This is a genomic window from Nonomuraea sp. NPDC049695 (genome assembly GCF_040674955.1).
GTDB lineage: Bacteria > Actinomycetota > Actinomycetes > Streptosporangiales > Streptosporangiaceae > Nonomuraea > Nonomuraea helvata.
This window is the reverse complement of sequence record NZ_JBFANV010000009.1, coordinates 1-21,481: the sequence shown is the minus strand read 5'-3', so window position 1 is coordinate 21,481 and position 21,481 is coordinate 1. Positions and strand designations below refer to the sequence as shown.

22 protein-coding genes and 1 tRNA gene are annotated in these 21,481 nt (G+C 63.9%); 8 read left to right on the top strand and 15 right to left on the bottom strand.

Annotated elements, in window-relative coordinates; genetic code table 11:
* The first annotated feature begins 110 nt into the window (after positions 1 to 110).
* Positions 111 to 962, top strand: a complete 852-nt coding sequence (gene htpX / locus AB0J64_RS10775; protein ID WP_344998395.1) for a zinc metalloprotease HtpX — start codon at positions 111 to 113, stop codon at positions 960 to 962.
* A gap of 4 nt (positions 963 to 966) precedes the next feature.
* The gene (locus tag AB0J64_RS10770; RefSeq protein ID WP_364023926.1) at positions 967 to 2,451 is read left to right on the top strand and encodes a hypothetical protein; all 1,485 of its coding nucleotides are present in this window, start codon (positions 967 to 969) and stop codon (positions 2,449 to 2,451) included.
* Here AB0J64_RS10770 and AB0J64_RS10765 read toward each other — a convergent pair.
* Entirely contained in the window at positions 2,426 to 2,917 is a 492-nt protein-coding gene (locus AB0J64_RS10765; protein ID WP_364023922.1) for an NUDIX domain-containing protein, read from the bottom strand. The genes AB0J64_RS10770 and AB0J64_RS10765 overlap by 26 nt on opposite strands.
* 235 nt (positions 2,918 to 3,152) lie before the next feature.
* Complete coding sequence (locus AB0J64_RS10760) at positions 3,153 to 3,653, bottom strand: YajQ family cyclic di-GMP-binding protein (protein ID WP_364023919.1); 501 nt, start codon at positions 3,651 to 3,653, stop codon at positions 3,153 to 3,155.
* A gap of 264 nt (positions 3,654 to 3,917) precedes the next feature.
* Here AB0J64_RS10760 and AB0J64_RS10755 point away from each other — a divergent pair.
* Positions 3,918 to 4,002: transfer RNA gene (locus AB0J64_RS10755), tRNA-Tyr, on the top strand.
* 236 nt (positions 4,003 to 4,238) lie between these two features.
* On the opposite strand, the gene AB0J64_RS10750 is transcribed toward AB0J64_RS10755, so the two are convergent.
* The 10 genes from AB0J64_RS10750 to AB0J64_RS10705 form a co-directional block, all read right to left on the bottom strand.
* Complete coding sequence (locus tag AB0J64_RS10750; RefSeq protein WP_364023916.1) at positions 4,239 to 5,618, bottom strand: site-specific integrase; 1,380 nt, start codon at positions 5,616 to 5,618, stop codon at positions 4,239 to 4,241.
* Positions 5,615 to 5,803 (bottom strand): helix-turn-helix domain-containing protein, encoded by a 189-nt coding sequence (locus AB0J64_RS10745; RefSeq protein WP_364023913.1) that lies wholly within the window; start codon positions 5,801 to 5,803, stop codon positions 5,615 to 5,617. Before AB0J64_RS10745 ends, AB0J64_RS10750 begins: the two co-directional genes overlap by 4 nt.
* The gene (locus AB0J64_RS10740; protein ID WP_364023911.1) at positions 5,800 to 7,413 is read right to left on the bottom strand and encodes a replication initiator; all 1,614 of its coding nucleotides are present in this window, start codon (positions 7,411 to 7,413) and stop codon (positions 5,800 to 5,802) included. Before AB0J64_RS10740 ends, AB0J64_RS10745 begins: the two co-directional genes overlap by 4 nt.
* Positions 7,410 to 7,613 (bottom strand): hypothetical protein, encoded by a 204-nt coding sequence (locus tag AB0J64_RS10735; RefSeq protein ID WP_364023908.1) that lies wholly within the window; start codon positions 7,611 to 7,613, stop codon positions 7,410 to 7,412. The genes AB0J64_RS10740 and AB0J64_RS10735 overlap by 4 nt, the downstream gene beginning before the upstream one ends.
* A complete protein-coding gene (locus AB0J64_RS10730) occupies positions 7,610 to 9,037 on the bottom strand; it encodes an FtsK/SpoIIIE domain-containing protein (RefSeq protein WP_364023905.1) in 1,428 nt (475 codons plus the stop codon). The genes AB0J64_RS10735 and AB0J64_RS10730 overlap by 4 nt, the downstream gene beginning before the upstream one ends.
* An 84-nt stretch (positions 9,038 to 9,121) precedes the next feature.
* Positions 9,122 to 9,439, bottom strand: coding sequence for a hypothetical protein (locus AB0J64_RS10725; RefSeq protein ID WP_364023903.1), 318 nt, complete (start codon positions 9,437 to 9,439; stop codon positions 9,122 to 9,124).
* Positions 9,440 to 9,701: 262 nt separating this feature from the next.
* The gene (locus AB0J64_RS10720; RefSeq protein ID WP_364023900.1) at positions 9,702 to 10,127 is read right to left on the bottom strand and encodes a plasmid replication, integration and excision activator; all 426 of its coding nucleotides are present in this window, start codon (positions 10,125 to 10,127) and stop codon (positions 9,702 to 9,704) included.
* A gap of 122 nt (positions 10,128 to 10,249) precedes the next feature.
* A complete protein-coding gene (locus tag AB0J64_RS10715) occupies positions 10,250 to 10,966 on the bottom strand; it encodes a GntR family transcriptional regulator (RefSeq protein ID WP_364023897.1) in 717 nt (238 codons plus the stop codon).
* Positions 10,967 to 11,040: 74 nt separating this feature from the next.
* Positions 11,041 to 11,475, bottom strand: coding sequence for a hypothetical protein (locus tag AB0J64_RS10710; protein ID WP_364023894.1), 435 nt, complete (start codon positions 11,473 to 11,475; stop codon positions 11,041 to 11,043).
* 376 nt (positions 11,476 to 11,851) lie between these two features.
* Complete coding sequence (locus tag AB0J64_RS10705) at positions 11,852 to 12,277, bottom strand: hypothetical protein (protein WP_364023891.1); 426 nt, start codon at positions 12,275 to 12,277, stop codon at positions 11,852 to 11,854.
* Positions 12,278 to 12,397: 120 nt separating this feature from the next.
* Here AB0J64_RS10705 and AB0J64_RS10700 point away from each other — a divergent pair, with 120 nt between their 5' ends.
* Positions 12,398 to 13,603, top strand: coding sequence for an XRE family transcriptional regulator (locus tag AB0J64_RS10700; protein ID WP_364023888.1), 1,206 nt, complete (start codon positions 12,398 to 12,400; stop codon positions 13,601 to 13,603).
* Here the strand turns inward: AB0J64_RS10700 and AB0J64_RS10695 are convergent.
* Positions 13,581 to 14,144: an NUDIX hydrolase gene (locus AB0J64_RS10695; protein ID WP_364023885.1), complete on the bottom strand. Its 564-nt coding sequence runs from the start codon at positions 14,142 to 14,144 to the stop codon at positions 13,581 to 13,583. The genes AB0J64_RS10700 and AB0J64_RS10695 overlap by 23 nt on opposite strands.
* A gap of 293 nt (positions 14,145 to 14,437) precedes the next feature.
* On the opposite strand from AB0J64_RS10695, the gene AB0J64_RS10690 reads away from it, so the two are divergent.
* Together AB0J64_RS10690 and AB0J64_RS10685 are read left to right on the top strand one after the other, a co-directional pair.
* Entirely contained in the window at positions 14,438 to 17,245 is a 2,808-nt protein-coding gene (locus AB0J64_RS10690) for an NACHT domain-containing protein (protein ID WP_364023882.1), read from the top strand.
* 200 nt (positions 17,246 to 17,445) lie between these two features.
* Positions 17,446 to 17,580 carry a hypothetical protein gene (locus AB0J64_RS10685; protein ID WP_364023880.1) on the top strand — a complete coding sequence of 45 codons (135 nt, stop codon included), beginning with the start codon at positions 17,446 to 17,448 and terminating at the stop codon, positions 17,578 to 17,580.
* 106 nt (positions 17,581 to 17,686) lie between these two features.
* Here AB0J64_RS10685 and AB0J64_RS10680 read toward each other — a convergent pair whose 3' ends face one another.
* A complete protein-coding gene (locus AB0J64_RS10680) occupies positions 17,687 to 18,211 on the bottom strand; it encodes a GNAT family N-acetyltransferase (RefSeq protein ID WP_364023877.1) in 525 nt (174 codons plus the stop codon).
* Positions 18,212 to 18,287: 76 nt separating this feature from the next.
* Between AB0J64_RS10680 and AB0J64_RS10675 the strand changes: the two genes are divergently transcribed.
* The gene (locus tag AB0J64_RS10675; RefSeq protein WP_364023874.1) at positions 18,288 to 18,434 is read left to right on the top strand and encodes a hypothetical protein; all 147 of its coding nucleotides are present in this window, start codon (positions 18,288 to 18,290) and stop codon (positions 18,432 to 18,434) included.
* Between the two features lie 867 nt (positions 18,435 to 19,301).
* Positions 19,302 to 19,610, top strand: coding sequence for a CPCC family cysteine-rich protein (locus AB0J64_RS10670; RefSeq protein ID WP_364023871.1), 309 nt, complete (start codon positions 19,302 to 19,304; stop codon positions 19,608 to 19,610).
* 313 nt (positions 19,611 to 19,923) lie between these two features.
* Here AB0J64_RS10670 and AB0J64_RS10665 read toward each other — a convergent pair whose 3' ends face one another.
* Entirely contained in the window at positions 19,924 to 20,397 is a 474-nt protein-coding gene (locus AB0J64_RS10665) for a DUF4279 domain-containing protein (RefSeq protein ID WP_364023868.1), read from the bottom strand.
* Positions 20,398 to 21,481: the final 1,084 nt, after the last annotated feature.

Genomic DNA, 21,481 nt, shown 5'->3' with positions numbered 1-21,481 from the left:
GCTGTGCCCTCAGTCGAGCACAGCGCGACACGAACGAGGCACGGTTGGGGAACGATGGACCGGGTCATCGTCGTTGGACCAGGTGAACCCAGACCACGAAAGGGGGAGTCTTGCACCACAACGGTCTGCGCACCGCCGTTCTGCTCGGCGGCCTGTCGGCGCTGATTGTCGCGGCGGGCGCGTGGTTGGGCGGCGGCACCGGTGTGCGGATCGCGTTCGTGCTCGCGTTGGTGGGCAACGGCTTCGCCTACTTCTTCTCCGACCGCATCGCCCTGTCGGCCATGCGTGCCAGACCGGTCAGCGAGGTCGAGCAGCCCACGCTCTACCGGATCGTCCGAGAGCTCTCCACCCAGGCGCGCCAGCCGATGCCGCGCCTGTACATCTCCCCGACGGTGCAGCCGAACGCCTTCGCGACAGGCAGAAGCCCTCGCCAGGCCGCGGTGTGCGTGACGTACGGTCTGACTCGGCTGCTCGACGAGGCGGAGCTGCGTGGCGTGATCGGGCACGAGCTGTCGCACGTGTACAACCGGGACATCCTCGTCTCCTCCGTGGCCGGAGCCCTGGCCACGATGATCACCTGGCTCAGCTATGTGGCCGTGTTCTTCGGCGGCTCGGACGACGATGAGGGGCCGGGCTTCCTAGGCGCGCTGCTGATGATGGTGCTCGGGCCGGTGGCGGCCGGGATGGTGCAGATGGCGATCTCCCGTACGAGGGAGTTCCAGGCCGACGAATCGGGCGCCAGGCTCACAGGCGACCCCCTCGCCCTGGCCTCGGCGCTCCGCAAGATCGAGATGGGCGCACGCAGGCTTCCGCTCCCCGAGAACAGCCGCCTGACCTCGGCCTCCCACATGATGATCGCGAACCCGTTCAGCGGCTCCGGGTTCGGCCGCCTGTTCTCCACGCACCCGCCCACGTCCGAGCGGGTCGCCCGCCTCGAGCGCATGGCCGGCTACCGCCGCTGACCACATGCGCCGACTGACCAAGGCGGAGCGGAGGCTCTGGAACGCGTTCCCCACCGGCGAAACCGTCGATCTGGGCCCATTCGCGATCGGAACCAGCCGCGCGGCCGGAGCGAACGCGCCCACGGACGGTCACACCTGGGGCCGCGAACGTTCGATCAGGGCCGAGGTGATCGCCCAGCTGCTGCTCGGCGCCCACGACGCGGGCGCCGGCTCCGTCCCGGCGGTTCGCTTACGCGGCGCCAGGATCACCGGCCAGCTCGCGATCGTCGGCGGCACGATCCCGCACCAACTCAACCTGAGCGGCTGCCATCTGGACGAACCCATCCATTTCACCGACTCCACCACCCGCACCATACGGCTGACCGACTGCCACCTCCCGGGACTCAGCGGCGGCGGCATGCGGGTGGCCGGGCACCTCAGCCTGTCCGGCTCGAACATCACCGGCACCGTCCGCCTGGCCCGGGCCCAGTTCGAGAGCGGCCTCTGGCTCGGTGGCACCAAAGTGGTGGCCGACGATGACGAAGACTGGGCACTCTACGCGAACGCCGCCGTCGTGGACTCCGGCACCTACCTCCGCAACGCCGACTTCACCGGAGGAATCGGCCTGGTCGGCTCCCGCCTCAACGGCGGACTCTTCCTGCAAGGCGCGACTCTCCGCAATCCCGGCAAGGACGCACTCGCCGCCGACAACATGGTCGTCCAAGACGTCATGCGCTGCACCGACGGATTCGAGGCATCGGGCTGCATACGGTTACGCGGCGCCCGAATCAACGGCACGCTCTCGCTCAGCGGAACCATACGAAGTCCGGACACCCGCTACGCCCTCCACGCGAGTCACATGGAAGTTCGCGAGCTCTACCTCAAGCCCGCAGAGCCCATCGAAGGCGTGGTTACCCTCGCACACACCACGCTCGGCACGCTGCACGACGATCCAGCCACCTGGCCCGAGAAGTTACGCCTCAACGGCCTGACCTATCAGCGTCTGCGCGGTTCGGGCGTGACCCGACGAATCGACTGGGTAAGGCGCGATCCGGAGGGGTTCAGACCGCAGCCGTACGAGCAACTGGCCTCCTGGTACCTCAGCGACGGCAACGACGCGCTCGCCCGCCGGGCCCAACTCGCCAAGCTCCGCGCCAGGCGGCAGACGCAGGGCCTCAGGAGCCGGACATGGGGCCGGCTGCTCGACGTCGCGGTGGGGTACGGCTACCGTCCCTGGCTCGCGGGCATGTGGTTCACGCTGCTGCTGACACTGGGAACCATCGTCTTCGGCCTCAACCCTCCCAGGGCCCTCAAACCCTCCGAGAGCCCCGATTTCAACGCCTTCGCCTACACCTTTGACCTTCTGCTCCCGATCCCGGCATTCGGCCAACGAGAGCTCTTCGACCCGGGTGGGTGGACGCAGTGGCTCGCGTACGGACTGGTCGTTTCAGGATGGATCCTGGCAACGGCCCTCATAGCAGGCGCTACACGGATCCTCCGCCCTCAGTGACGGGAGAGCCGACGGTGATCTTACGCATGATGGACACAAGGTCTTCGGGAAAGAAGACCTCGCCGGTGCTCTCGAGCTCCTCCGCACTCCACCACCGGTAGGCCGTCGTCGTGTCCTTCTCGATCTGCTCCATGTGGTCGAACGACACGACCGCGTCGTCACCCACCCGGATCGCGAAGAACGTCTGATCCTGCGTGATGGCGTACTGGGCCCAGCAGAACTCGATCACGCTGCTGCCGTACGGACCGCTGAACTCGTCCGCATTCGCCCGGAACCCGACCTCCTCGAACAGCTCACGCGCCGCCGCCTCCTGCAGCGTCTCGCCGTCCTCCGCGGCCCCGCCGATCGTGAACCAGAACGGCTCATCCGGCCTCTCCGGATCAAAGCCATGAAGCAGGAGAACTCGATCTTGGCCGTCAATGGGCAGGGCGCGCGCCGTAAAGCGACGCAGGGGGATCTTCGTCACGATGGCCGAGCTTACGGTCGAGACGGGCGCGAGCCTGCGGCCGGGACCCGGCACGACTTACAGCATTACAGCGGCAAGGCGGGACGGCCTACGGCCGAGACTCGGGACGGGCCTGCGGTCGAGAGGCGGCACGCCGAGGCACCGGAGAACAACGTCGCCCACGTAAAAACCGTGGACAACGCACCCAACCATGCACCCCGGACGTGCCCCGCGCCCGACTCCGGCTCCATGCCGATCAGCGGTAGTTCACAAACTGGAGGGCGATGTCCAGATCCTTGCCCTTCAGCAGCGAAATGACCTCTTGGAGATCGTCCTTCTTCTTCGAGCTGACCCGAAGCTCCTCGCCCTGAATCTGCGCCTTGATCCCCTTCGGCCCTTCGTCGCGGATCAGCTTGGAGATCTTCTTGGCGTTCTCCTGGTCGATGCCCTCCTTCAGGCTGACCATCATGCGGTATTCCTTGCCCGACAGCTTGGGCTCGCCCGCGTCCAGGATCTTCAGCGACAGACCCCTCTTGATCACCTTCTCCTTGAACACGTCGAGCACGGCACTCGCCCGCTCCTCACTGTTCGCCTTGACCTCGATGTTGTCCTGCCCAGACCAACTGATCGCGGCCCCGGTCCCCTTGAAGTCGAAGCGGTGCCCGATCTCCTTCACCGTCTGGTTCAGGGCGTTGTCGACCTCTTGGCGGTCGATCTTGCTGACGATGTCGAAAGATGAATCGGCCAAAACACCCATCCTCTCAGCTGCGAAAGCACTACCCGGATCCTGCTTCGCCGCCGTACGCGAAACGCGAGGGACCCAGCGCACGAGCCTAGCCAGCATCGGCCGGGCGCGCAGGACGCCGCCCCCTTGTGCGACGGACCATCCACCTTCGCCCCTCCCGCACCCCCACCGTTTCGGCACAACACGTACCGGGCATCCGGCTGGGGACAAACTGGTGTCACGTGCACCTCTGAAGTCCGCTATTCTTCTGTGTGTCGCCGCGAGAGCGGATGACAAGGCAGGTTGCCCGAGTGGCCAAAGGGAGCGGTCTGTAAAACCGTCGGCTCAGCCTACGCAAGTTCGAACCTTGCACCTGCCACCAGCAGTAAGTGCAGCTCAGAGGCCCTTCGGGGCCTCTTCTGCGTTTCAGGGGTATGCAGCCAGATGCAGCCCTGAGCGGCCGTTTGTCGGTGGTCGCGGGATATACGCGGGATGGATCCGGGGGCGTTTCCCCAGGTCGAGACCCATGATCCAGAGTATGCGCGGGATGACGCGGCCCTGCAACGCCGAAAGGCCCCGGGGGAAGCCGGAGCCTTTCGAGTGATGCCGTTCGTGATCTCATGCGGTGAGTACGTCCGCTATCCGCTGATTGACGATCTCCTCCTGGCCGTCGATGCACTTGGCATAGACCCTGAGCAGGACATCCACCCCGTGGCCGGCACGGACGGCCACTTCTGGTGCCGGTACTCCGCCGTTGAGCCAGAGCGAGACGGCCGCATGCCGGAGGTCGTACGGCCGCCGGGCGAGTGGTGAGGCGACCTGGGCGGGTGTGAGAGCGAGGGTGCGCGCTTCCTGCCAGACCTCGGTGTAGGCCGTCGAGGCGACCACGCCGCCGCGCTCACTGCTGAACAGCCGCCCGTCAGGGGCGACGCCGAACTCTTCGATGTGTTGCCGAAGGATCTTGATCAGCTCTGGAGGGATCGGGATCCGGCGGACGTCATCCTCGCCCCGATGCTTCAGGCCGCGCAGCTCGTGAGCGTCCCCGGTGTCGGTCCAGCGGCGGTTCACCTCAGGGCGCGAGCCGTCGAGGGTGATCCGTCCCCAGCCTTGCAGCGGGAGGTAGCAGTCCTGCTCGCGGAGGCTGACCGCCTCGCCCGGCCGGAGCGCGGCGAAGTACATGCAGGCGAACATGGCCATCAACCGCCGGCCCCGCCCTTTCCCGTCACGCTGGCGCTTGCCCACATAGGTGAGCGCCACGAGCAGTTCCCTGGCCTGACGAGGGTTGACCACAACCCGCGGATCCACGGTCTCGGTCGTCTTCGGAAGCTTCCACTTGATCCGGTGCAGCGGGTTGGACGGCAGTTCTTCCAGCTCCACCGCGTACTCGAAGACGTGGTGAAGGACAGCGCGCTTCCGCCTGATCGTGTTGGCACCGGCCTGCTTGCCGTCGAGGCGGAGTGCGAGGGCGTCGAGGGCCGGGCGGACAGCCTTGGTTTCGTTGAGGTCTTCCATGTTGAGCGACGCCGCTTCCAGCCAGCGGACGGCCCGCGCGATGTCGGCGGGCATGGCGGGCCGCTTCCCCTCAGGCAGCAGCACGTATTGGCACAGGGCCTTACGGAGGAGGGCGGCATCCGGGCGCCCGGCCTTCTCCGTCGTCAACGCCGGAAGAGCCGTCGCAAGGGCGTCCGACATGCTGTCACGGCTCTTGGCCGCCGCGTACGGCCAGCGCGCCTCAACGTACGCCTTCACGAAGTCGATGACTGTCCGTGCATCTTTGGCCTTGGTCATCGACTCGGGGAGACCTGTCTCCAGGTCGAACGCTTCTCCCCGTCTCGCGGCCTGCCGCAGGTCGGTAAGGAAGCTCTCGCCGAGGGCCTTGGTCTTGTAGGTCTTGGACTTCTCTCGGCCGCCGACCTTCCAGCGCACCTCATAGGAGGGTGACTTGCTCGACTTGTTCCGCCGGATCTCCCAGAACTTCACGTCGTACGAGGTCGTCATGCTGCACTCCGGAGGGATTCGAGCCAGGCGTCAAGGTCGCTGCGGTAGATGCGGAGTTCGCCGTTGGGCAGGCGGATGCCCTTCGGTGCCTTGCCGATCTCGCGCCAGCGGTAGAAGGTGCGGCGGGAGACTCCGAGTTCGTCGAGGACCTGGGCCACGGTCAGTAGCTCGTCTCGCTTGGTCATGCAGCCCTCCCCAGGTCCTCGGTTGCCGAAAGATCTTGTCCGGCTGCTCTGGCTTCCAGCTCGCTGAGGTGGACTCGCCAGCGTTGGCGTTCGGCCACGGTGCGCAGGAGGCGTACGGCGAGTGGCGGCACGTTGGCGTCTCCGGCGGGGACGGGTCGCCAGATGTAGCGGTGTGGGTCTGTCGGTTCGTCGGCCTGGCCGAGGGCTTCCAGGACCCAGGTACGGCGGTCCTGCCGGTGCTCAGCCAGGGTCTTGTTGGACCACTTGCGGGAGACCAGGACCCGGCGCCCGGCGTAGCCGAGGTGGTCGGGCTTGTGCGCCTTGGAGCGGCACCGGCCAGGCTGCATGCCGGGCTTGGCGTTCTTCGGCTGGACGCCATAGCGGAGCCAGTTCGGGCAGGTGGGCGAGCAGGGCTCGTAGCGCAAGGCGTCGACCATGCGGGCGGCGTGCTCACGATGGGCCTGGCCGCCGTCGAGGGCCTCGCCGATGGACTTGGTCAGGTACTTGGACAGATACCGGATGCACTGATCGGCGTCCGGCGTACCGGCGAGAAGACCTTGCACGTCCACCTGATCGCCGAAGCGCAGAACATGGAGGGGTTCGGCGTCCTCGTCCAGGGCGTCGAGGGCTTCGTCCCAGGTGAGCAGGACCTCGCCGGTTGCCGGGTCAAGGTAGCCGGCCTGCTCGTCCCAGGCGGGGAGGTGGTCACCGTCGAAGCGCACTTCGTCGGTGGAAGGCCACCACACCTGGTGATAGGTGGCCGCCGCGATCTGCTTGATTTCCGCACGCGGCAGGGTGCCCCGGCTGGCCATGTGCAGGTGCGGAGCCAACCTCTTCTGAGGCTCTACGGCGGCGAAGTACTGCACGTCATAGCCCGCCACCCGGCGCAGGTTCTGCACGAATCGGTCCACGAGCTTGGAGAAGTGCAGCGCATCCCGAGCCGCGGCCCGGTAGTTGTAGGTGTCCGGATCGATCGGAACGCCGTCACGGACCTTGCCGTAGCTGGGCAGGGTAAGCGTTACGAACAGCGACGGCCGGTAGACCTTGCCGTTCGGGCTGGTGAAGGTCCGGCCGAGCGTCGTGTTGACCATTTTCCGCTTGGGCAGGTCCGGGGCGTCCTGGCGCCGCCTGGTCGATCGGGTGCGCTTGGGCATCGCGGATCCGGCGACGCTGCCCCGCATACCAGCGGCGTTGATCTCGTTATCGAGACCGGACAGGACGGCGTCCAGGTCGGTGGTGTCGTCGCCGGCCTGCTCGGCGGCGTCACGCTTGGCCTGCATGTCGGCGCGGAACTCGACCAGCCAGCGCTGTTCCTCGTTCGGTTCGTCCGGTGTGATGGTCGGTTCGGTGTCGAGGTGCCAGCCTTCGCGGCATTGGGCCATGCGGAGCTGTCTGTTGCGCTTGGCGCAGGGTGGGCACTTGCTGTCGAGGGTGGAGCCGCATGGAACGTCGATGATCTCGGACTTGCCGGTGACGATGTCGAGCCGCCGCAGCGCGATGGGCCTGATGCAGACGCCGTGCTGCTTGGCGACCTCTATGAGCACGTCGCGGGCCATCGGCATGGCCAGGCGGACAGCCCGGGGGAGAGCTCTGTCGTGCGGATGAGTCATGCGGTCCTCCCTTCGTCGGTCGTCTCGGTCATGAGGGCACAGAGCCGGTAGTGCTCCAGATGCGGGTGGGCGTGGATGCGGGAGTGGTAGAGCTCGAAGACCCGCATGCGGGGCAGGTCGCGGGCGGTCAGCAGGACCAGCAGTGGGCGGGCTGCGACCAGGCTGATTTCGTCGGCGGTGCCGTGGAAGCAGATCCTCATGCCGCACCGCCGTGCGGCGCGTAGGCATCGACCATGGCGCGGATGTCGTGGTCGGAGACGTAGGTGGCGCGGACCCGGAGGGGTTCGGGGCTGGCTTCCAGCCGGACGTAGCCGACGCCCGCGCCCAGCTCCGGAACCGGCGAGATGTGGTCGGCGAGCGCGCCGCGATCACGTGCGCCGTCCCCGAGGACCATGTCCACCTGCTCCGACTCATCCAGCCGCAGGGCGATCTTGTCGGGGAACAGGTTGCGGATGTTCATGACCTCTTTGCGCGGGTCCTGCAACGCGGCCAGGACGCCGACGCCGACCGCGCGGCCCTGGGTAGTCAGGGTGGCCAGCGCTGCGGAGATGCGTTGCCTGAGTTGCCGGTCGGACTGGTAGGCGGTCAGGAACGCCACCTCGTCCACCACGACCAGGACGAACGGATCATCGACGGTGGGCGTGTGGTAGCGATGGAGTCCGGCGAAGCGAGCCGCCCGCTTCTGCATGACGCAGACGGCCTCGTCCAGCAGGTCGGCGCACTCTTCCGGAGTGGCCGCGTACCGGGCGCCGAACAGGTCGCGCCCGTAGGACAGCTCCATCAGTTTGGGATCCAGAGCCCACAGCTCGACCAGACCGGCGCGGACGGCGGGTAGGAGCGAGCGGATGACGGACCAGATGATCGACCCCTTGCCAGCCCCGGTCGCACCTGCGACGAGGACATGCGTGCCGTGCACCTTGAGCCGCCACGGCCGCCCGTCCTCACCCCGGCCGATCTCAACCGGCCCCACGGTCGGCTCCTGCGGTATGGCGAGCGCTGGCAGGGGTGAGGCGAGTGGATCGCTCCGCGGAAAGGTCAACATCAACCGACCAGCCCGGGATAGGGCCACGCGGCACGACTTCGCGCCGAAGCCTTGGGCCAGGTGGTCGGTGCGATCGGACCAGTCCTTAACTGCTTGTCCCTTGAGCATGCGTACAGTGACCAGGTCGGCCCATGAGGTGCAGGTGACCTTGCCGAGCCGGGGCAGGTAGTCGCGGCCCCGGAGGTGACGGCCGAGACCGGAGACGACCATGACGGGTTGCCAGTGCCGCCGGTAGATCCAGAAGAGTCGCCACCAGGCCAGCAACCGGTAGCCGACCAGGCGGGCGAAGGATGGCCGGTCGACGAACGCCCATGAGGTCAGGGCCAGGACGGCCGTGCCGAGCAGGGACGCCGCCATGGGCCAGCCGTAGAAGTACCAGGCAGCGCCCAGGGCTACCGGGACGGCGGTGGCGATGGGGCGGCGCCAGATCGTACGGACGAGCCCGGCGAGCATCCGACAGACCAGGATGACGATGGTGATGATGGCGGGTGTCTTGAGTACGGCCGGTCGGAAGACGACGGCCGTGTCGGGCGTGGTGGAGACGAGGTTGCGTGCCTCGTTGCCAGGCAGCCGCTTGAACATAAGCTGGGAGCTTCTCGTGATGTGGAGTCAGGGGAGAACCGAGGGGCCGCCGGAAGTTGCCGCTTCCAGCGGCCCCGCCTCATGTCAGGCCGCCGGGTCGGTGGCGTCCTTGGTGGTGGCCGACTGTTCGGCGTGCAGGCACTCGCAGTCGGCCAGATAGCGAGCGGCGGCGTTGAAAATCTCGCGGGCGATGGCCAAGTCAGCGTCGGTGACCGGTCCGGCTCCGGTGGTGGAGATGTGCACGTTCGCCTCGTGGGAACTGAACTCCAGGTACGGGCGCGGGTTGCTGAGCAGCAGTCCGGCGCGAACCTTGAGGTTCGGCGTGTAGAAGGAGACGCCGACGTGCGGCGTGGACTCCGGGCGCAGGGACAGCGTGACGTAGGTATACGGGCCGAGACTCATGCCGCGACCCCCTTGCCGTCGGGCAGCCCGTAAAGCTGCGCTCCAGTGAGTGGGCGAAGCGGTGGGCCTCGCGGGCGAGCTGGCGCGCGAACTCCAGGTCTTCCACCGTCACGGGTCCGCTGGTGGTGACCAGGACGGAGGTGGCGCCGAAGTCGAGCGCCAGGACGGGCTCACGGCGGGCGAACGGGTGGTTGAGGGTGCGGGCGGCGTGCCCGGTGGTCAGCCGGATCACGCTGTTGCGCGGGGTACGGCGTCGGGTCATTTAGGCGGCGTCCTTTCCGGCGGAGGCCTTGCTCTGCGCGGGCTGGGTGGTCTGGCGGGGTGCGTGCATCTCGCGGACCTTGATCGAGTACGCGAGGCGACCGGCGGCGTTGACGTACGGCGTGATCGTGATGCCGTCGAACTCGACCGGCGTGAACGGAAACCCGGGCATCGGCTGCGGTGGCACCGGCTGGACCGGAGCAAGGATCTTGACCGCGACCGTTTTCTGGGCGGGTTTGAGGGTCGGGTCACCATCCATGACCGCGACCTGCCAGACCAGCTCAGCGGTCTGCTTGTCGCGTGCCTGCACGAACCGGCCGTTGGACGAGGCGTCGAAGTCCTTGACGGGCTCGACCTCGCCGACGATGTAGCAGCCGTGCGGGAAGACCATGTTGTAGGTGACGGGGATGGGCCCCTGGATTGCCATGTTGTTCCTCTCAATAGCGGCGGAGAGCTCTTCGATCGCTCGTCCACTTGTCCGCATGAGTTGAGGGTAAGTCATCGCAACTCGTCCGCACAAGTGGATGACCGGTAAGTGGCAGGTAAGAGTTAGCTCACCTTGAAGACATCTTCGAGCTCATGCAGGCTCCCTGGCAGAGCCAGGCTCAACACCATCAGCACGTTGCCGGCCGGATCATGCACGGTGGCCAGCACGCCAAGGACCGGGTTGGATGACCCAAGAAGCTCGGCTTCCTCCTTGGTAGGCGTGCGCGCGCTGACTCGCTCGGTGATGTGGTCGAAGCGCAGGTGCTTGACGGCCTGGAGGTGCTGGCGGATGCCGCGCCGCAGGGGTTCGGGCTTGTCCAGATCGGTGCCGATGGCATGCTCCAGTGGCACCCAGAACGTCTCTACGGCGGAGATCACGTCCGCCTGTCGAGCCACCCGCTTACGCATGATCACTGGGGTTTGCTCAGCGACACCCAGCAGCCGCGCTACATGCCGGGGGGCTGGTACGCGCCCGGATTCCACCACCGCATCGGCGCTCTCGCCCTGCTCGGTAGTCATCTGGCTGGGTCGTACGATCTCGGCCGCGCTCTCCGGGCGACCCTTCACAAAGGACCCGCGCCCGTGCTCGCGCTCGATCCAACCTTGCATGGCCAACGTCTGAAGGGCGCGCACTACTGTGGTGCGGCCGACGCCCAATTCGCGCACGAGCTGTGTTTCGGACGGCAGCATGTCGCCCGGGGCGTACTCGCCTGACTCGATACGCTCTTGAATGGCCCGCATCACCTGGGCGTATTTCGGTGGGGCGAAGTCCATGCTCATCTCAACCGCCCGTTCGCTCTTGCACTTATGCGCACAAGCACAGTACCGGCTAAGGATGTGCTTGTCAGGCCCCATCAGGGTGCGGGCATAGTGACCTTACTGCCGTCCCGATCAAGGGCGTTGAGGAGCATGAGGCACGTCGCGCACGCCTGCGGGGCATTGGGGGAGAAGGTCAGCGACCAACCGCAGAAGGGCAGCGGCTTGACCGGCGAAGAACAAATGGCGACCTTCGTTCCAGGCGCGACGGCGTGCTGTGTGAGGATGCGGCCCTCTTTCGAGAAGCCGGCCGCGTACGTCTGGACACTGACCTCAGACTCGCCCGCCGGCTCATGAATCGCGAGGTCATCCCACGCGACAGCCCAACGCTGGACACCGTCCGGAAGGTCGTACCACTCGCCGTCGAGCTTCAGGAGAGCGACGCTGCCATTGCGCAGTACCGCCACCACGACCCCTTCGCGCCCGATCAACATAGTTCGGTAGGCCCGCGTGGAGCCCGGGCTGTGCTCCATGGTCACGATCGTTGCGCGGTTTCCGACGCGCTCCCACGCCCCGCTCACTGAGGCTCCGCCGAGGGCGCCTCATGTTGGCCCACCTCAGCGCATTGCTGGGTGCGCAATTCCTCGTACCGCATGGCGATACGGCGAGCCGCCCGAAATGGATCAGTCGCCGGATGCCACGCATATATGACCCGCCGACGACCGGCATTCCATCCGGTACGCCACCAAAAGCGCCCACCGTCGCACCATACGACCAGGCCCACCCAGACCGAAACCAACGCCAGCCCGTAACCGTCATGGACATCGGCCTTGATTCCGTCGTGCCGCAAAGCCTCTTGAAGGAGCTCTGCCGACCGGCAGGGATCCGTACGGATCACCATGGGGACGATCATTTGGCGACCCGCTCAAATAGCACGGACCCCGCCGGATCGAGATATGCCCGGAAGATATGACGGCTTGACCAGCCGTCCGCACCCGCACCGAAGTCGAAGACCTTGTGCACGATGCTGCCTCGAATAGAGGCGTCACCCGGCATGCCTCGCATCGCCTTGCGCAGCTCGTCCATCGCGGTGGCCTGGAAGGCAGAGGACCCGCACGGTCCCAAGGCGTCGCCCTGCTCCGAGGTGATGCGGACTTCCCACTCGAACCGCTCCTGCGGCGTCTCGGCCGACCCTGGGCAGTGCAGGCAGTCCTCTTGAGCGGATGCCGCCAGACCCAGCCCCGAAGCCGCCACGTGGCCGCGCCGGGTGACGATCTTCCAGCCCCGTCCCTCGCACTCTGTGCATCTGACTGGCGTTGTCATGCCGGACAGCATGGTTGCCGATACTTTTCTTACCTATCCCACGCTGATATACGACGATCGGATATAGGCTCCGCCACACGGCAATGCATCATCCGGGCATGACAAAGCCGGAGGTCAGCAATGCAGAATGGCGTGTTCGACCCAATTGAGCTACCCGCTGTTGTCTGGGAACAGGAACAAACCCGGGAAATTCTCAGAGAGCGCAACATTGCCGGACTTTTCGGTCTTGCGGTCAAATACGGCGCCAGTCAGGTCCGCATCGGCACCGCCACCGGCCTCGGGCAACCTCGTGTCAACGCCATCCTGCGGGGCAACGGAACGATCAAAGAACTCGCCGTCATCGAGCGCATCGCCTCCGGCCTACGCCTGCCCGACCACGCCCGCATGCTCCTCGGCCTGGCCCCACTCGACATCGCCTCACCCACCGGCGACCACGACGACGAACACGAAGAACAAACCACCGAACTCATCAGCCGCCTGGACGCCGCCGCAGCCGTCGACCCCACCACGGTCATGATCCTGCGCACCGACACCAACAACCTGCGCCTGCTGGACCGCCGCCTCGGAGGCCTCGCCATCGCCGACAAGATGCACGCCCAGATGGCCCAGATCCAGCGCGCCCACCGCCACGCCATCCGCCCCGGCCTCCGCGCCCAACTGGCCCACCTACTCGCCGAAACCGCCTCACTCGCGGGATGGCAGGCCATCAACACCCTGGCACTCAACGACGCCTGGACCCACTACGAGCGCGCCAAGGCCGCCGCCTACGAGGCCGACGACGCGGCCCTACTGGCCTACGTCTCTGGCGAACAGGCGTACGTCCTCATGGAACTCGGCCGCCCCGCCGAAGCCACCGAACTCCTCCAGCATGTTCACCAGCAGCACCGCGCCCACGTACCGGCTCGCCTCCGCACCTGGCTCTCAGCAGCCGAAGCAGAAGCCGCCGCCATCCTCGGCGACGAGACCACCTGCCGCGCGGCTCTCGACCAGGCCACCGCCCTTCTCCCCGAAGGGGACGGCGACCCGGACATGCCCTACCTGTCCATCAACGCCCACCACATCGCCCGCTGGCGCGGCAACTGCCTCGTACGCTTCGGCGACCCCGACACCGCCGAAGACCTCCGCTCGGCCCTCGCCGGCATGGACGGCACCTACAACAGAGCCGAATCCGGCGTCCGCTGCGACCTCGGCCACGCCCTCCTGGCCGTCGGCGACCCCGAAGCCGCCCAACCCCACATCCAGCGCGCTCAGCAACTGGCCACCATGACCGGCAGCCGCAGACAGCGCCGCCGTATCGACGAACTGTCGAAAGCCGTCAACCGCGCCCTCGGCCGTTGAGCCACACCTGAGCCTGAAGCAACCCGATCAACGTCCCAGACGTCCAGATGTCCCCGCGCGCAATCATGCCGGGAACCTCCGCCATTGGAACCCACTCGATCCGGTCGGCCTCCACCTCCCCTTCAGGCGTGCCCACCAGCTCGGCCCCGCGTGCCACGAACAGTAGGTGCTCCGCATCCACCATGCCAGCCATCGGCTGATAGCTCACCAGGCGCTCAACGTTCTTCGGCCGATACCCAGTCTCCTCCTCAACCTCCCGGACAGCGGTCGCCATCGGATCCTCACCAGCCTCGACCAGACCGCCGGGAAGCTCCCACCCCCACCGATCGAACACGAACCGATGCCGCCACATCAGCAAGACCCGATCCTGCTCATCCAGCACAACCGCGATCGCCGCTCGATCCAGATGCACCACGTGATGCTCGAACCGCTCCCCACCGGGGATCTCCACATCGGCCAACCCCAGCCGAATCCACCGGTCGTCGTAGATCAGGCGCTCGCCACGGACGATCCAGCGCGTCAGCTCAGCGTCATCAGCCACACCGCGACGCTATCGTCTCATGCATCTCCAGGTACATAACTCCCGGGTGAGCACCGTTGCAGGTCTCAACGTCTTCCCAAGTAACTGGTATGGACGTTGACTTCATCGTCGGGTGGCTTGGCTCTCGATCCATGAACCGATGGATCAAGAGCCGGCGTACAGGTGCTCATAGACGAGCCATGCTATAGAACCCGTTGCAGAGATCGGCAGCGTTCGCTATGGGCCTACCGATGACCGCCGAAGTCCGCTAAAATAGACGATCTCCTGCAGCAATCGCACGTGAGGAGCCGTGCATGGATCCGGTTCATGCATCGATTATTCAGACGGCAGCCCGTGCGGTGCCTTTCTTCGGCAAGAAGATATATACAGCTGCTCAAATTCGGGCCATGATAAGCGCGGCCGAAGACGTCGTTGTGGGAGAAAATCAAGACCTCCTATTGCGGCACCTTACCGATCGCCAGGTTGAGCGTTTAAAGCAGTTTATCGAGTCTCCGCAGTTCAGCCATCTGACGCTCCAGGCGACATTTTGGAGTATAAGCGGCAACGACGCTAGCGATATTCCCGACCTACGCACTCAGCTCACGCAGAGCTTGAGGTACGAGAAGATATTCGGAGAGGAGTCGTTGACGCATACCGTCGACATCCTTCTCTCTTTGATGCATAGTTCTATTTTCACTGTTCTCGGCTCTATGCGGACCAGTCCTAAAAACGAACATGAGCTCGCGGTGGCGGCGCAAATAGCTACTGCTGCAAGCAGGAACAGTGAGCTGCTGTCTCAGATTACTACAATAAATTCTTTTAATAGGTACGCCCAGAAATTTCGGAGCCAGGTCGCAGCACTGCATGAGAAGCTACGTCTGCCGAACGTGGTGGAGTCCCGCTCGATCACGCGCGACAAGTTGTATGTAGCCCCCTCCTTCCGTCGCAATGCTCAGAAGAAGCAGAGCCGCCTCAATTTCCTATTGCAGCAAACCCTGCGGTTTGTAGTCTTGGGAGATCCTGGCGCCGGCAAGTCAACTCTTGCTGCTAAGTTGGCATACGATATTGCTACGGATAAGCTCGTGGGACTTGAGGGATTGGTGCCTATTCTCCTGGTTGTTCGAGATCACACTCAGGGGCTACGAAGTGGACATGACACGTTACTCCACTATCTGGAGGCTGCAAGCAGACGGCCATATAACGTAAATCCTCCTGAAGGCGCCCTGGAGTATCTGCTGCTAAATGGGCGCGCCATTGTTATCATCGATGGAGTTGATGAACTGGGCGCGAGCAGTTTCAGAGCAGGATTTGCCGATCTGGTCAACTCCTTTTCTCAATTCTACCCCTTAACGCGGATTGTCGTCACATCTCGTGTAATAGGCTATCGGGAAGCACCCCTGGATGAAGAAAAGTTCCCACTCGTCCATATTGCTCCCTTTACGGAGTCTCAGATTTCTGCCTATGTGCGTCGTTGGTTCCGCCTAGACAAAGCGAGAAGCGCAGATGAGAGAAAGCACGTGGTGCAATCCTTTTTGCGAGAAAGCGCTCAAGCGCATGACTTGCGCAAAAATCCACTAATCTTGTCATTGCTATGCTCTCTGTACTCCTCCGAAGGCTATATTCCCACAAATAAGCCGCAGATTTACGAACGATGCGCCGAGGTCCTCTTTGAGACCTGGGACCGCTCACGCGGCATCGAAGTGCCAATACTTTTTAGGTCACATCTAAGGCCAGCGATTCAACACTTAGCGCTGAAGCTACTCACGGATGTGAAGGGGCGACAAGCACTTCCGCGTTCAGAGCTGCTCGACTATCTTGCCAGCGAGGTTCTCGGTGACCGATACGACCATGAAGCAGAAGCCGCTCAAGCCGCTCAAGAGTTCCTCAGCTTCTGTTCGGGGAGGGCCTGGGTACTACTCGATGTCGGCTCAGATCAACTAGAGCCGCATTATGGATTTGCGCATCGCACTTTTCTGGAGTTCTTTGCCGCCGATCACCTGGTTAGGCTCAAGCCGGACCCACAGGTAGTCTGGCAGAAGATCGAAGGCAAGATTGGAGATGGAAGTTGGGATATCGTTTGCCAACTTAGCGTACAAATACTTGATAAGAACTACTGGGGGGGTGCTGATGAAATTTTCGAACTCCTGTTGAATGCCGCCCTAGAAGCGACTCCTGAGCGAAGAGTGACTTTGCTCGAATTCGCGGTCCGCTGCCTTGAATCTGTGGCTCCATCCACACCTATCTTGAGAAAGCTCATATATCAAATTGTTGAGCGGTCATGTCGGATCGCATGGAGAGATCGCCAAAACATCCCAGCGGGCGCAGCAACAACTGGGCACCCTCGCGCTGATTCGCATGCACTTCTGATCGAGGACGCGCCACTGGTTGCACTCCTAAACGTTCACTCCGGTGATAACAATAAGCGGATAATCAATGCAATTGCCGACTCGATCTTCTCCTTCGCAGATCAGTTGCCATCAGAGAGTTCTGTTGGAATGATTTACCATTTCCTTAGCGCGGTGACATTCCATTGGGGAAGTATTTCAAGAGAGCTTTCTAGTGAGTTGAAAGGTCGGCCGGCAAACAGCAGGCTCGAAGCTTGGTCGCAGATTCTGGATGCCCCCACGCCTGAGATTCTGCAAAGAGAGGGTCTATCCCTAACTTTCATCTATGAGACCACATCTGTCCATAGATGGAGGCTGTATCCGGCCGTATTCTCCTTAATTGAATCGGCCTTTTCTGGCACCAGTCGTGCAAGCGACCAGACTATCGCTGAGCTTGGTGCTTGGCTGCCGTATCTGCTTGATAACTCTGAATTGGAGAACGTGCGAGTCGAAACCATGGCTATCTATCCTGTTTGGCGGGAGATAACACTAGCGAAGCTTAAGAGTCTTCCGAGAGATGCCAGGGGATCGTGTATGCTACTGATCCTTCCTTTCCTCTCTAGAATGCGACCCTCCGCAACCGCTGGTGTGCCCGAAAGTGATATGCGTCAGCTCGTCGTCGGCCGTCATGACGAGTCCTTGCGAGAAAGGTCGGGGAAAATCGTGGACGGCCTCGATCTGCCATCTGCAGTGGCAGACCGTGTGCGGAAATGGCTATCAAGCGTTTCCAGACGTTGAGTAGTGGACCGCTTGTTTATCGTACATTGCCGAGTTGCTCATATAGGGATCAAGCGGCGGCGCTCCGCGCCGCCGATGCGGCCCTGCGCTCGGCCGCACGCTGCGCGTGCGGCCTGGGGGCCGTTCTCGCGCGCGGCCGTGCTCGGGCCGCGCTGGGCACGGATGTTCCGGCCGACGCTCGTAGTCGATAGCGTCACGGGGTGGACAACGATGATTCCGCAATCCGGCTATGGAGCGATGCCGAGCTCGCCGTCGCGACTGGCCTCGTGGTGCTGCTACTCCTCCTGCCCGCGGTCATCTGGCTTGCCATGACGATGCTGCGCCGGCGCAGGTAACCCTTTGTGGACGGTCAGGACCTTCTTCCGGTAGACGGCCAACCTGCTCGAGGCTGGCGGCCGTGAAAACTCCAGGTCTATGGCCAACTGCGGTCCGGGTGTCCGGTCACCGTAGCTCGCCCTCCAGAAGGCCCATCAGGACCATGTCATGCCACGCGCCGTTCCGGCGAAAGGCTTCTCTTTCACGGCCCTCCACGACGAAGCCGGCCTTTTCGTAGACGCGATGGGCGGCGACGTTCTCCGCGGCTACAGAAAGGCGGATTCGGTGGAGTCGCATCTCGGCGAAGCCGTACCGGCAGATCACTCTCACGGTGTCAGTGGCATAGCCGCGACCCCAGTACTCCTTGTCGCCGATCCGCAGGTCGAGCTCGGCGGCGCCGGTCTCTGGTTCGGCGTCGCGGAGCCGTACTGAGCCAATCAGCCGCTGTTCATGAAGCGGCTCGATGCCGAAGAAGGCGCTGGCGTAGGAGTTGCGGGGCAGTTCTTCGAAGCGTCTGGTGATCTGCGCGAGCGACTCAGGGTAGCTGCCGAACATCCAGCGTCCGACCTCGGGGTCATTGTTCCAACGCCACATCAGCTCGGCGTCCGAGGGTTCAAGGGGCCGTAGCCGTACAAGATTGCCGGTCAGCAAGAGGCGCTCCATTCGCAACTGATCACCTGGTCGAACGTCATCACAGGGTGTGGATCTTGAGCAACCCCCTAGACGCGTGAGCTTCGCTTTGGTCGACGGGGGATCGGAGAAGCAGAACAACGCCGCAACCGGCGAGGGCTTTGGTCAGATGGTGGGATGCACCGCTGGTTTCGACCATGTGCGCGCAGTTCAGTGCATGGCCATCGACCTGGATTTCGAATGACCGCCCACCTGGACCCCTATGTCCGCCTACCAGGAGATCCTGTTGACCGCTTACACCCTTCCGGCGGGGGTACCCGGCTCCTCAGACGAACGCCCTTGGTCAGTCGGCCTTCTCCCAGAAGTTCGGGCGTCGCCGCTGTCGCCACCATGGCCAATCAGGTGATGCGAGCGGATCCGGCGATGTTCGGGCGAGAAAGCTTCTGTCGATGGGAAGCACCAGGTTGTAGAGATACGGTCGCGCCCAGCGAGGCAATGCGATGAGCGCCTGTTCCAATTCCCCGCGCGGATCGTCTTCCCAACAGCCAGGGCATGTGCAGGTGGGTAGAAGCCGGGTGGAGGTGCCTGGAATCACTTCCCGCGTCCACGCCAGCAGCACCGCAGCCACATAACATGGCCCCAGCCGAGTGTGCTCCAGCGCGATCACCGCGGCCATGGGGCGCGGCCCGAGGCCGGGAACCTGATGAATCGAAGCTCTGTGGGTTACGCACATGAATCGTCGCGTGCGAACCGCAGAAGGGCGCCTACGAGGCATGGCCCTTTCTGATCGACGTCATGGGGTGAATGATCGCACGCCGGAAGGTCGATCGCTAGGTGGATACGTTGGCCTACCGCCCTCACGATCGCCAGGTTGTGGCTGACCGCCATACGGGGTTGGGGGCGATCGACGGTCCAGGGCTTCGTTCCTCAGCCCCGGCCCACCGTGTGCCGGTGTGCGGGTGATGATCATCAGGCGGTAGGAGGCAACCCCGGACGGAACCGCGGGCGCGAGTCGCGGATCTCTGACAGCTATCCAGTCGCGAGGCAGGAGTAGATACAGTGGTGCCGGTCGAGATGCGGATGTTCGGAGCTGTACGTCATCATGACGAATATGGCCCACCCCAGTATCGAGGAGATCCGCGAGCGCAAGCGATGGGTCTTGTCCGTGATGGCGAAGCAGGGCGGAGACCGCCTGAATCTACCGCCAGGCGATCAGCCGTACACGTGCCCATGCTGCTTTCACCCCACACTGCAATACCGCGGCGGCCTCGGGTATTGCGAAGAATGCGATTGGGAGGACGACGGCCAGGATGATCACAACGCCGACGTCGTCGTGGGCGGCCCCAACGGGTCGGATAGCTTGACCACAGCGCGACAGCGCTACCGCGATATGTGGGGACTGCCATCGCTGGACCTGTGACAGAAACGGTCACGAACGACGGCAGATCAACTCAGACGTCGCGGCCCGTGTGGCCGCCTAACTGTCGCAGCGGTAGTCGTGCAATATGCGTGCAATGATCATGGGCTGGGTGGCGGCCAGGCACACTTATGACGCAGGTGGAAGGCCGTATGTCAGCCGCAATGGTCACGAGCTGTAAAGCTGTCGATAGTTGGTACTGCACTTACGATCGTCCGCCTGCTGCTGGTGACTGTAAGCGGCTGGGGGCAATCGGTGGGTCGCGACTTCTTGCAGTTCCCATGCCGACACCACGGGCTCGATTCCCAACGCTCTGCTACAGATTGTCTCCGTACTCATCGACGTCGAGTTCGGCACGTGTGATCTGTAAGAAGTCCAGGACACGCCGATCCAGATGCCATCCCAGTGGCCGATGTCGAGCCGGGATGCTTGGAAGCGCCGGCACCACCGGAGCCGCGACCCCGTCCTCTTCATCACCAAAGAATCGAACCACTTGTAGGGTCGCCGTGTGTCCAGGTTCATGGCGATCCAGTTCTTCGGCCACCGCGCCGATCATCTTGGCGTAGGGCTCCAGCCGGTCGACCAGGGTCAAGATCATGTCATCCACCGGACGCTCTGAGGATCGTGGGCCGTTGACCTGCCAGATATGAACGGCCGGGTGCGGCGGTTCCAGCCTTCTATTGCCTCGGATTGTGACTACGTCAGGCTCAAGGCCGAGCCGTGCCGCCATCTCCGCAGCGGACATGTGCTCACTCTTGAGCGCGAAATAGACATACTGATCGACATGCATGCGGTGACTCTAAACAATCCCTGATGGTAGGCAGGGTGGGATGCGCAAGCCCCGCCAGAAGTAGTCTGCTAGACCGATGGGTCGAGCTCCAGTCAAGGCTCCTCACGGTGGCTCAGGAGGTAGGTGCAGGGCTCAAGTTCCCCTAGGACACTTGAACAAGGCCGAGATTCAAGATCCGGGATATGTGCGGGATGAAGTTCGGGACTGTCGGTGCCGCGGTCGGCAGAAGCGCAGGTCGTAGAGCGCTCGGCCTCTGAATCGTCGGTCCGCTGTAAAACCGTCGGCTCAGCCTACGCAAGTTCGAACCTTGCACCTGCCACACCAGCAGAAAGAGGCCCTTCACCCGCGGGAACGCGGTGAGGGGCCTCTCTCGTTGTGTCCGGCTGACCATGGTCATCGACGGCGGGCTACGGCCATCCGCGGCTAATACGCGGCTAAGTTTGAGGGTGCTGTAGCTCCCAGATCTTGGGATGTGTCACAGCACGAAACCATCCCCGCGTGGGCGGGGAGCGCGCCGGCACTCGCGTCCTTGAGCGCCGCTTCGTGGGACCATTCCCGCGTGCGCGGGGAGCACGCTTGGCCCAGGGTCTCCGCCATCCCGGCAACGGGAGCATCCCCGCGTGCGCGGGGAGCATTCTCCTCGCCTGCGGTGATGTACGCGGCGGAGGTCACTTTAGTGGCGGTTTGTTGTAGATCAGGCCGATAGAAGACCGCCTAAATCGTCATGATCTGACTGATGCCGAGTCGGGATGGCTAGCGCCCCTGCTGCCGGCCCGTTTCGCTTAGCGGGCGTTACGCTACTCGAGCCTCGAGCGCCTTTGGGCGTCGCAGGGGTTCCTGGGACCAACCTCGATTCATCGGGTCCGCGGTCTTGCCCGTAATGTCCTTTGCGCGGTTGGGGTGGGCCGTCGCATATCGCTGTGGGGGCGCCGGGTTCCACGGGCCCGGTGCTGGGTTCCTTCCTGGTCGTTGAGGTGAGGGTCCGGCACTAGGAGTGTCCTGAAGATCTTGGTGGGTGGGTCAACATGAGCTGACTCACCCTCTTGTTATGGAGTGGTAGTGGCGAGGGCCCAGGTGTTGTTGA